The organism is Fibrobacter sp., assembly GCA_024398965.1.
GTDB lineage: Bacteria > Fibrobacterota > Fibrobacteria > Fibrobacterales > Fibrobacteraceae > Fibrobacter.
Genome location: JAKSIF010000028.1, coordinates 24,267 through 35,163 on the forward strand (window position 1 = coordinate 24,267; position 10,897 = coordinate 35,163).

Annotated in this window: 9 protein-coding genes; 3 read left to right on the forward strand and 6 right to left on the reverse strand. The window is 50.2% G+C overall.

The window, feature by feature from the left end; all coding sequences use genetic code 11:
* Nucleotides 1-54 precede the first annotated feature (54 nt).
* The 5 genes from MJZ26_10815 to MJZ26_10835 all read right to left on the reverse strand — a co-directional run bounded on the left by MJZ26_10815 (nt 55) and on the right by MJZ26_10835 (nt 5,634).
* Nucleotides 55-1,914, reverse strand: a complete 1,860-nt coding sequence (locus MJZ26_10815; protein MCQ2106270.1) for a HAMP domain-containing histidine kinase — start codon at nt 1,912-1,914, stop codon at nt 55-57.
* A 20-nt stretch (nt 1,915-1,934) separates the two neighbouring features.
* Nucleotides 1,935-2,657: a response regulator transcription factor gene (locus MJZ26_10820; protein ID MCQ2106271.1), complete on the reverse strand. Its 723-nt coding sequence runs from the start codon at nt 2,655-2,657 to the stop codon at nt 1,935-1,937.
* Between the two features lie 50 nt (nt 2,658-2,707).
* Nucleotides 2,708-3,526, reverse strand: a complete 819-nt coding sequence (locus tag MJZ26_10825) for a hypothetical protein (protein MCQ2106272.1) — start codon at nt 3,524-3,526, stop codon at nt 2,708-2,710.
* Nucleotides 3,527-3,614: 88 nt separating this feature from the next.
* On the reverse strand, nt 3,615-5,018 hold the full coding sequence (locus MJZ26_10830; GenBank protein MCQ2106273.1) for a hypothetical protein: 1,404 nt from the start codon (nt 5,016-5,018) through the stop codon (nt 3,615-3,617).
* A 73-nt stretch (nt 5,019-5,091) separates the two neighbouring features.
* Nucleotides 5,092-5,634, reverse strand: coding sequence for a PEGA domain-containing protein (locus tag MJZ26_10835; GenBank protein MCQ2106274.1), 543 nt, complete (start codon nt 5,632-5,634; stop codon nt 5,092-5,094).
* Nucleotides 5,635-5,773: 139 nt separating this feature from the next.
* On the opposite strand from MJZ26_10835, the gene MJZ26_10840 reads away from it, so the two are divergent.
* The 3 genes from MJZ26_10840 to MJZ26_10850 are packed head-to-tail and all read left to right on the forward strand — an operon-like array spanning nt 5,774 to nt 9,702.
* Nucleotides 5,774-7,558: an ABC-ATPase domain-containing protein gene (locus MJZ26_10840; protein MCQ2106275.1), complete on the forward strand. Its 1,785-nt coding sequence runs from the start codon at nt 5,774-5,776 to the stop codon at nt 7,556-7,558.
* Between the two features lie 17 nt (nt 7,559-7,575).
* Complete coding sequence (locus tag MJZ26_10845; GenBank protein MCQ2106276.1) at nt 7,576-8,286, forward strand: hypothetical protein; 711 nt, start codon at nt 7,576-7,578, stop codon at nt 8,284-8,286.
* Between the two features lie 3 nt (nt 8,287-8,289).
* Nucleotides 8,290-9,702: a hypothetical protein gene (locus tag MJZ26_10850; GenBank protein ID MCQ2106277.1), complete on the forward strand. Its 1,413-nt coding sequence runs from the start codon at nt 8,290-8,292 to the stop codon at nt 9,700-9,702.
* A gap of 7 nt (nt 9,703-9,709) precedes the next feature.
* Here the strand turns inward: MJZ26_10850 and MJZ26_10855 are convergent, their stop codons facing one another.
* Nucleotides 9,710-10,627, reverse strand: coding sequence for a hypothetical protein (locus tag MJZ26_10855; GenBank protein MCQ2106278.1), 918 nt, complete (start codon nt 10,625-10,627; stop codon nt 9,710-9,712).
* Nucleotides 10,628-10,897 lie beyond the last annotated feature (270 nt).

Here is a 10,897-nt window from a genome sequence, read left to right on the forward strand (position 1 = left end):
TGGTTGCTTGGTTCTTAGCTAGCCCTTGCATCCATAAAGATACATAATCACAGATTAAATTGACAATGACTGGAAGTGGATTTTGGTCCTAAGTCCGGGGTGGGCGTTTTCCACTTCAATCTGCATATTACATAAAGTGCAAAGCTTTTTCACCATGGAAAGACCGATACCCGTTCCGCTTGTCTGTCGGGTCATTTCGTTCTCCACGCGGTAGAATTCCTGGAACACCTTCTTCATTTCGGCAGGAGGAATGCCCGGGCCGTAGTCGCGTACTGCAAGGTACATGTCCGTACCCTTGATGGCAAGTTCGATGTTGATCATCTTGTAGCTTGCGTTCTTGGAGAACTTCAGGGAGTTGTCCACCAGGTTCATCAGGATCTGCATGATGGCATCGCGGTCGATAAGCAGGCTTACGTTGTCTGCATCCGTATCGGAGGAAACCGTAAGTTCGAATCCCTGCTTTTCCACATTCCTGCTGTAGGTGGCGATAAAGTCATCCAGGACTGCCTTGGGGCGTTCCTGTCGCAGCTGCACGTTCCAACGGTTACCGTCCAGCTTGGACAGGTTCAATACGTTCTGGATCAGGCGGGAGAGACGGTCTGCCTCGCTTGCAATCTGGGTGTAGTACTTCTGTCGCTTTTCCTCGTTAAGACCGCCAAAGCTCTGGAGCATTTCGGCGTACATCTTGATGGCGGTAAGGGGAGTCTTCAGCTCGTGGGTAATGGCGGATACGAAGTCCTGACGCTTGGTTGCCAAGGCCACTTTACTCTGGGTGAATCTGTAGATTGTAATCAGGCAGATTGCAATCACCAGTAGCAGGATTACGCCTGCAGTAAGGATGGTGGAACCTGTTGCCCTTGAAGTTTCCTTGATGTACATCTTGAAGATGACGTTCTCGTAGGGCGCAGGGAATGGCTTGGATAGTTTCAGCTTGTATCGATGATCGTGGCTGCCAATGGTAAACAGGGTCGTATTTTCCAACACGATGTCGATGGCGTAAGGAGAGGAATAGGAATTGTAGATGCTCCGTTCCCTGTGAGTCATGTACTTAAGGTAAGGAATCTTTTCGACGACAAAACCTTGGACGACGGGCTGCTGTCCAATATAGATCTGTCTGTAAAAGACTATGTAGTCGTTGGTGGTTTTCATTTCCAGGTCGGAAATGTCCACGCCTCCGTTGAACTCGGGAATATCAAATGTCTGACGGAATTCTACAGGTGCGGTTTCGGCAATGTAGGCCTGAGCTTCTTCCTCTGACGTAGTCTCGATACGTGTGACGATTTTCTTGAAGTGAGGTTCTTCGCTTGCTTCGTCCGTGGAGTCTGGGATGTTTTCCCAGAACTGGTCGATCACGTTACGGAGGCCCGCGGTATCAAGGTTCGACTTGGGTTCCTTGTTCTTGATGCCCAGGGTGTCAAGAAGATGCTGTATCTTGTCGCGGGTACGCTTGCGCAGTTTCTTGTCGTCGGGGGAGAAGTTGTCCCACACGGAACGTCCGATACTGTAGTTGGTATCAGGGTAGAAAGGTGTAAGCAGATCGCCGTTATGGAAAATCTGGAAGTGTCCAACAAGACCTTTTCGGCAGACCTGTCCATCGAAATTACAGAAAGGCCCGCTGGAGTCCGGGAATGCGAAAAAGCCGGAGAACTGGGTGCTGCTGCCGCCGATCACGGGAATAGATTTCAGGATGCCGTAGTCCTTGTAGGAACGGGTATTCTCAATGACGTAGTCGGCCACGAGCCTCGTGCTCATGTCGTTGTAGGCGTTGTTCACATCTTCGTCCTGCGTCTTCTCTTCGAGGGTCGTGGACTGCTCGTAGGTATGCAGGAACAGGATGGTGAGGGGTATTGCGATGACTATGAAAATGGAAACAAACACCAGACGGTCTCTGATGACGGTCTGGTGTTTATTCAAGTAGTTGCGAATTCTATTTCTTAGCGATCGCATTCAGGTGCAGAGCGCATCTGGTAGCCTTCGCCACGGAAGGTTACCAGGAGCTTCGGATGGGACGGATCGTCCTCGATCTTCTTGCGGAGCTTTGTAATGTGGATGTCTACGGTACGGGTGTCCACGGATTCTGCGTTTTCGTAACCCCAGACCTTGCGGAGGAGTTCGGAACGGGGGACGGCGTGGTCACGGTTGTTCCACAGGTATTCGAGGATTTCGATTTCCTTACGGGTAAATGCCAGTTCCTCGTCGCCACGGGTACCGGTGTATTCACGGAAGTTCACTTTCAGGTTGCCTGCAACCAGCTTGCCTTCGTTTTCCATGGACTGGCGGCTACGGCGGAGCACAGCTTCGATACGGGCCAGGAGCATGGGCACGGAGAACGGCTTGGGAATATAGTCGTCGGCACCGAACTTAAGACCGTTGATGATATCTTCGTCGGCGTTCTTTGCAGACAGGATGATAATGGGCAGGCTCTTGTCCTGTTCGCGAATCTTGTCGCAAACGGTAAAGCCGTCCATGCCCGGGAGCATCAGGTCAAGGAGTACAAGACCATACTGGCCGGTCAGGGCCTCGGCAAGGCCGTCTTCGCCGTTGATTACATGCTTTACACGATAGCCATTCAGTTCGCAAAGGTCCACGAGACCTTCGGCGATGGCGATTTCATCTTCGATGATAAGGATATTGGTACTGCTTGTGTTCTGAGTCATCTCTTTATCTACCTAAAAATTCTTGTTGTTCCCATGGTTTTAGGCGATGCTTAGATAGCGAGGCCTACACCGATTTCTGCAGCCATGTTGCCTGCGCTGATTTCGTCAGGATAGTCGCCGCCAAAGTAGCACTTGAAGTTGGCGTATGCTGCGATGGGGATAATGGGAAGCTTTGCGCGGAGACCCACCAGGGCATGACCGCCGATGCTGGTCTTGAGACCTTCGTCGAGGGCTGCTTCCTGAACCTTGGCCTTCATGGTTTCACCCAGGTTTGCAGCCTGTTCCTGTGCTGCCTGTACGGATGCCGGGTCGGTAGGATCGATGTTTGCGAGCATGCCGAGCATTTCCTGGACCACGCCATCAACCAGGGCGCTGGTGAACTGCTGGTTAAGAACGAAGGAGTTCATGCGGTAGGTGACACCACCACCGATGTAGGGGCGGATGATGGGGAGGGAGGTAATGGGATAGGTAATGGAAAGGTCGCCGTTCATGGAGACGAACTTCGGGTTTGCCTTGCCGAAAGGAGTGCCGCCCAGTTCGATTTCCAGGGGAATTTCGGTGAAGTCGTTAGGATTGTTGGGGTTCTTCACGTAGAGAAGGGCGTCGTAGGAGCCGAACTGGAAGTTGACGGTTGCTTCAACGTCGATGATGGGGAGGATGTCTACCCACAGCTTGAAGCCGAAACCCTGCATGGTGCCGCTGAAGCCGCCATGGGAAAGAAGCACAGATTCATCTTCCGTTACGGGCAGGGGGTCTGCTGCCTTCATCTTGGTGCCGAAGCCCGGGGCGTAATGGCCACCGATACCGATAATTGCAAAAGACTGGCTAGCCAGGAGGGCTGCAGCAGCTGCGATAACTTTCAAATTCATGGGAGACTCCTAAAATAAACGTTTTGACTTGAAACTACATTAAAAAAACAAAAAGCGGTTGTTCGAAACTGGCGAAAACAGGTGGATTTTAGCGAATTGCGGGGACAAACAGGAAAATTTTCTGTCCGCGGCTTACTTTTACATTATCAAAAGAATACTCGCCTGTTGCGCCTCCGGCATAATTCAGGGTATTTACAGAAACGCTATGGCTACCGGGTTCCACCGGGATGCGCACCATGTGGACCGTGTTGGGCATGAATAGGCCCACGCGAAGGTCTGCCTGTTCCAGCTGGCTCTGGCCCACGTCCACGGCGATGTTCTTCAGCAGGTCCAGAACGCCGTTTCCGGTATTGGTTGCCGACTTTGCCTTCTGGGCGGCAATGGTTCTCAGGATAACTCGGACTGCGGTACGTGTAATGGTGGTTGTGGATTCGTCCTTCAAGTTCTTATCAAGCTCGGAGTCCACGTCCATGTACATCTCGGGCTTGATTCGGGGCTGCTTGTCTACACTGACCGCGAATCCGGCGACGCTTTGCTTCAAGGTCTTCTTCTCGGGCAGGGAGAATCCTACGTGGAACGTTCCGCTGGAGCCTCCCGGTACGGGCGGGGCAATCAGGGTAATGGAACTCATTCTTCCTGTCTGTCCGTCCTTGTAGTTCAGGTGCATGGAACCGCCGCTGACAAACGTGCCGGACATATACATTTCACCGAGGATGGGACTGTGACCGGCATAGCCGACGATTACGATTTCCTGACCCATTTCGCGGGCCTTGGTTGCCTTGGGAGTCTGTGCCAGGGGTTCGTGCTTGAGGCCGTTCAGGTCGTTGCTTCGGTCCATGTGGTTCAGCTGTTCGTTTACGAATTCCCAGGCTTCCTTGGGCAGTTTCACTTCACCTTCGTCAAAGGCCTTTACCGCTTTCACGTAGGCGATGGCGGCGTCGTCACCTTCGCCAGCCATATCGAACACCATGGCTATCAGGTAGCGCAGAAGTCCGTTGTCGTTGACCTTCTCGTTGTCCTTCTGGTAAAGGCGTTCCAGGGCCAGGTTGGCACGCTTGGCTTCAACCAGGGCTCCGTCAATATCCTGCATTGCCAGGTAGTTCAGGATCTGGTACTCATGGAGCATGATGATTTCGAAGGGGCGGGCTCTGTAGGGGCGCACATTGTCGTTGGTAGCGATGGCTGCAGCCTCGTTGGTCACGGACTTGGTATAGAGATCCTCGTAGACTTCTTCCGCCTTGTCCAGGTACTTGGCGCTTTCGGCATAGTCTCCGTTGTAATGGTGCAGGGTTCCCAGGTCGAAGTTATAGAGGAACACGCTGTTGGATCCGTAGATGTCCTTCTCCTCTTTCTTGGCTTTGTTGATGGCGCCTTCGAATCCCCCCTTCTTGAGGGCCGGGGCTAGGGTTTCGTAACGGGTCATGGCCTTGTTGGCGCAGGAGCACAACAGGAGGGCGAGTACAGATACAAGGATTAAGGAAAAACGTCTCATAGTGCAGTAAAAATAAAAAATCCCCGACAAGGGTCGGGGACATGGTATAAACCATAGAGAGAAAAACTTTGGATTACTTTTTCTTCTTCTTGCCGGAGGATGCGTCGAGAGTGATTTCGACGGTTTCTTCGCCCTTCACGGTCACGAGTGCTTCTGCAGACTTGCGGTTGGAGCATTCTGCGCGAACCACGTGGTCACCTGCATCCAGGTTGTGGATGGTGAGAGGTGCGCCATCGGTCTTGTCGGAGTTGTCGCCGTCGACGTAGATGAGGCACTTGCCCGGAATGGTGGTCACCTTGATGTTGCCCTTAGGAATCTTGGTGCCGAAGTCGAAGTTGTTACGCTTGTCGTTGCCCGGCCAAACGTTCACGCGCTGGTTAACCAGTTCGTAGCCCTGGTCGATCACCACGAGGGTCTGGCGGCCAGACTTGACGGTTACGTTTTCAATGGGGCTCTTGCCGAGAGGTTCGCCACCCAGGTAGACATCGCTGTTAGGAGGGTTGGTGATGATGTTGATCACGGCGTTCTTGCCACGAGGAGGTGGATCGTCATCGTCGGCGATGGCGGTGGTGAACAGGAATGCCATCATCAAGGCAAAAAAGAACATTTTCTTCATGGATTACTCCTATTAAGTTTGTGCTTAAAAATACAAAGTTTTTATGGAATTTAATTTTTTTTATTGAAAAAGTTTGTGAACCAAGGACAAACAGCCGTAAATCTTGGGAAAAAATGCATTTTTTCGTATCTTTATATATATGAAGGCTCTTTATCAGAAAATCCGTACCCTAAATGGCAAGAATTATGGTCTTTACAAGTCCCTTGGCGAAAAACCTTGGGATTTTGGCGATTTTTCGTTGGAATTTATCCATGTCCAGGGCGATCCCTTTGCCCCTGCCTCCAGGGTGGTCATCAAGGCCAATCTCCAGATGCTTGGCTATGCCTCCGAGTGGGGTTCTAGCTTTGAACGCCGCCTGGCCCTCAGTGATTTTCTGTACCGCCGCCTAAGCAAGCTTGTTCTGGAACGTTATCCCGAGAAGGATGCCGCCGTCGTATTCGATGTTTCCGGCCCCGAGATGCTGGTCCGCAATTCCCTGTGGATTGATAACGGCGAACTGCGCGCCTGCCTTCAGGTGCGTCTTCCTGGCGAAGGCCGCAAGATCCAGGCGGAGGCGGCTGCCGAAATATTGACTATGGTTCTGCCGGACCTTGTTTCCGCAGGCCTTTATTACAGCAAGAGCGATGAGGCGGCCTTGAACGCCCACTACCAGGTGCTGGCGGACCGTGCCGAGATCCTCAAGGAACTTGAGAGCCGCGGGCTTTGCGCCTTTGTTCCCGACGGCGCTGTACTGCCCCGCGTTTCTGGAATTTCCGAAGATCCGATGGAAGGGGCGGTGCCTTTTGCTGCCCCCGATGAAATGGCTGTTACTTTGGATGTAAACGGCCGCAGTGTTCGCGGTATGGGAATACCCAAGGGCATTACTGTTATTACCGGTGGCGCCTTCCATGGAAAATCTACCTTGCTGCAGGCCTTGACCCGTGCCGTGTATCCCCACGTTCCTGGGGATGGCCGCGAAGGCATTGTCATTGATGAATCCGCTCTTCGTGTGGGCGTGGAAGATGGCCGCAGTGTACGCGGTACAGATCTTTCGCAGTTTGTGCGAGACTTGCCGGGCGGTGTCAGCACCAAGAACTTTACCACTGCAAGCGCATCTGGTTCAACAAGCGAAGCCGCCAATCTGCTGGAAGCCATGGAAGCAGGATCTTCTACATATCTGATTGATGAAGACTCCTCCGCAGTGAATTTCCTCATTCGCGACGCCCGTGTCCGCAAGCTGTTGGGCGATGACCGCGAACCGCTGATCCCGCTGACGGATCGCATCCGCGACATTGCTGCCCAAGGCCGCAGCTTTATTCTCGTGGCTGGCGCCTGCGGCGACTACCTGGAACTTGCTGACAATATCATTGTGATGGCAAACTACAAGGCCGAATGCGCAAAGACTGCTGGAGAGCCCTGCGCCGCCTTGGGCGAATCTTCCGTGGAGTGTCATTCTGAGCGAAATGCCGCAGGCATGGAGTCGAAGAATCTGACTATTGGTTTGCCGCCGTCGGGGCTTGCGCCTTTTGTCGCGCCTGCATGCCGCGGCTTTGCCGAATACATCAAGCCCATCCAGAACAGCATCCGCCCCACTTCCGCCGTAGAACGCCAGGTAAAGGTGAAACTTTCCGGTGACTATCTTGTACAAATAGGCTTCCTTGCTTCTGATACAAGTCGTCTCGTTACCTTGTCTGGAAAACAGCAACGCCTTGGCGCAGGATTCATGCTTTTGAATCTCTGCCAGAACGTCATGAGCAATGGGGATTCCGCGAACTCCTCCGGCGATGCAGCCTCCATCGTAGAAAGCATCGAAAAGCTTTGCGACAAGATCAAGAATGTAGGCTTCCGCAACCTGCCCCAGGGCATGAGCCGCGAAATGAGCCTTGCCCGCCCCGTAGATATCGCCTGCGTGCTGTTCCGCCTCCGCGACCAGGGACGAAAGTAACGGAAAGGAATTGAAGAATGGTGGCAAAGTTGTATCATATTCTGCTATGTGCAGCGGCGCTAGCCTTGGCGGCTTGCAATGCATACTACTATGAAGACTATACCCGAACCTTGAATCGTTATGAATTGAAGGTGGCGAATTTTGTGGAACTGGATTCCATCATTCTTCGCCAGGATTCTCTGGATGTAGACTGGCTTTATCCGGATACGATTGTAAAAGTGTCGTTGGAACATGACCACCGCTTTAGAAATTACCAGCCGATGGATTCGACTCTTTTGGCCAATTCGGATTCTGCGTCTGCCACGATGGTCACACTGTCCGTAAATAGGGCGAATTTTTCTGCAAATCCCTTGTCCTTTGAATTCAAGATGGATATTGAGTATACGGCGAAGGATTACGCAGGTGATGATCATAGACCCTATTGGAGTGGTGTTTCCACTACGCGGTTCTATTTGGATATTTTCGGCTGCAAAGATATTAACTGCGAAACCGCAGAGAAAATTGTATGGCACAATGGCAATTACTCCAATGTACTGGTTCTTGGCCCCGATGATTTCAAGTTTTCCAAAAAAAACTTTGAGCAGTTTTATGATGGAGACTGTTCCGACTACACCAAGGAATATTCCTTCAACCTAAAAATTGACCATCCCCGTATCAAGCTGGATGCCGATATTCAGCAGGGGTATATAGAATGTCGTGAAAAAGTGCCGAGTGGAAACTGGGGGTAGTATATGTTAAGATTTTTATTGCATATCGCCCTGTTGTTCCTTCTGGTATCTTGTGGGGAAGAAGATTTTTTTGGTCCGGAATCCCACACAAAGCCTGTGGAACTTTATGAGCTGGGGCTAGATAATCGGGCGCCTGTCGGATATGTATTGGCCGAGAATGATTTTACGGTTCGCAGGTTCTACTACTACGCCGTCAATGAAAAACTGAAAGCTGTTGGCGACACCGTATTTGCAAAGCCGGCTAAGGATCTAGTAAGTTTTGAATTTCCCGCAAGGAACATTGAATCCGAGACGGTGATGTTTGTTGCCGAATTGCAGGCCGATGATTCCGTGACAGTAAAGCTTCAATCCTTGACGGAGGTGGGGCGTAAAGACGAATTTATACTCAGCACGGCAAGTACTTTGCTAACCCCGCGAGTCATGGAATTGATGCGGCAGGGTTACCCGGTCTATACTGCAAAAAATATGGCGTTACAGGAGCTACAGAGACAACTCAATGTTCGTGAGGAACTTTTTGATATCGAAGATGTAGATGTTCCCTATGAAAATTATGACACACGTTGTGTAAATTGTGATGTTCGGACAATCTGCACCCGCTCCAATTTCGTCGTTTATGCCTGGTCCTTCGTAAGGCAGAATAACAGTGCTTCCGGGTATAGGGATTTTCTTGATAGTGTCAAGGCAGACTTTGCAGAAGATGGAATCCTGAATGAAGAACATGTCGTCGTGCCGATTGTGGATTATGGACTTATGAACTTGACGCTCATTTCCCGCGATATGGATTCTCTAGTTTCCTCAATGAAGCTAATCTGGGATACAAAGTATTCTAGGAATGGTAGCCGTCACTCAGATAGTTGGTATCATAGGGATTACTGTAAAAGTATGGGGCAATTTGCCGGGGACTGGCAAAGCAAAATGCTAAACCATTTTTTAGGCTTTGGAAAATGCAATCGCGATAACCTATTTGAAGTTCTGGATAATCCTTTTGAAAGTGGCGCTTCCCAGGATGAGAAGTTTATTTGTGATATTCGCAGTGCCAATGGGCGTTTCTGGTCAAATGCTTGTGATACGAGCTTCGCTTGGCGACCCTTTACGCAGAAAGAAAAAGACCTTGGACTCTGCATTAGTGACACTGCCCTTGTGCGTGAAATTTATGCATTTAAGGATTCTGTCAAGTACAAGTGTGCTCCAGATGGAAACTGGTACAAGGTGATTTCTTACGATGAACTCAGAAAGTCAAGGGAGTGTCGTTCGACGGTAATCTACTACATCGAGGACATTGAAGAATATCACTCCCGCGCTTACCACAATGGTGAAGGGAAATATCAGCCCTTTGACCTTATTGATGGGGCCTGTAAAGTTAGGCTAGAGCCTCGTTGGAAAGAAGATGACAAGTATTTTGGTCGTTGCTATTAATGGCACTTTACTTTGTCAACTCGTCTGCAGTAGAATCTTTGTCTACGGTAGAATCTTCATCTGCAACGGGATCGTCCGCACTTAAATCATCTTCTGTAATCTTGATACATCGGATGGAGTAGCCTTCTTTTCGAAGGCGAAATTCGCTCGAGGCGTTTGCGCGGTTTGCCGCCAGCACTTTGATGACGGAATGTAAGTTGTTGTATTGGGTTGTGTGAAAGTTAGCGTTTTCCCCAACGTATTTCATGGATCCGTCATGGAACAGATAACCCGTGGGAATGGCAGAAAAACCTGCACGATCGGATCCAGAATCGGTGTTCCACAAAGTTGTCTTTGCCTTTAGTGCCTTCCCTGCGGTGGAGAATCCTCCGAACTTTTGGAACAGGTTGTCAAACTCGTCGCTGCTAGGCAAACGCCACCCTTCTGGACAAATCCCCCTTATGATTTTGGAATCTTCGTAGTTTGTGTAAGTATTGAAACCTTCCTTTTCCAGCTCTATGGAATCAATGGCCGCACCCAATGTGTAGAGCCTTCCGAAGATATCGCAATAGTCTTGGATGGAAGAATCGCCTCCGCACCACATCTTTCCCTTAAGGGAGGGTGTGTTTACGGAGTCCGCGTAGTTGAGGTTTTGTGCCATCCAGGTCTGGTCTTCAATTTGTACGGTCCTGTATTTTTTCCCGTCGCGTTTGTCTGTAATTTCACCGTAGGAAATGTCGGGGTTGAATACGTCGTCTAGTTTGTATGCAGAGGAGCTGGATTGTGCTCTACTGGAGGAACTTCTTTTGACGGGGATGTTTTCTATTCTGTTATGCCAGTCGTCGTTGGATCCACCTGTTGGATTTGAATCTTCGGCGCATGCGACGAAAAAGAGGGCGGCAAACGTTAAGAAAATGGTTGTGACGATGTTTTTCTGGCTTGTCATGGGAATAAAAATACAATAAAAGGGTCTTTTTTCTACTTCGTTGATGATCAATGAGTTAGAAAATCGAAGAAAATAGGGCTTGTTTTGCTGGGTGTCAAAAGAAAGTTGTGAATAGAATGTTTACAAGTTGGCGGTTTTGTGGAATAAAACCCGTTATTTTTGAAAAAAGTGAAAAAAAGTGAAATTTTTTCGCATCGGGCCCTTGACATCGCGCTGGAAAATTCTATAATTGGCCTCACCCTCGAACGAGAGCGGTAAACGCGAAAGTTC

Coding starts and splice junctions, on each gene's coding strand:
- MJZ26_10820 (MCQ2106271.1), bottom strand. CDS start 2,657: ATGACTCAGAACACAAGCAGTACCAATATCCTTATCATCGAAGATGAA.
- MJZ26_10850 (MCQ2106277.1), top strand. CDS start 8,290: ATGTTAAGATTTTTATTGCATATCGCCCTGTTGTTCCTTCTGGTATCT.
- MJZ26_10830 (MCQ2106273.1), bottom strand. CDS start 5,018: ATGAGACGTTTTTCCTTAATCCTTGTATCTGTACTCGCCCTCCTGTTG.
- MJZ26_10835 (MCQ2106274.1), bottom strand. CDS start 5,634: ATGAAGAAAATGTTCTTTTTTGCCTTGATGATGGCATTCCTGTTCACC.
- MJZ26_10855 (MCQ2106278.1), bottom strand. CDS start 10,627: ATGACAAGCCAGAAAAACATCGTCACAACCATTTTCTTAACGTTTGCC.
- MJZ26_10825 (MCQ2106272.1), bottom strand. CDS start 3,526: ATGAATTTGAAAGTTATCGCAGCTGCTGCAGCCCTCCTGGCTAGCCAG.
- MJZ26_10840 (MCQ2106275.1), top strand. CDS start 5,774: ATGAAGGCTCTTTATCAGAAAATCCGTACCCTAAATGGCAAGAATTAT.
- MJZ26_10845 (MCQ2106276.1), top strand. CDS start 7,576: ATGGTGGCAAAGTTGTATCATATTCTGCTATGTGCAGCGGCGCTAGCC.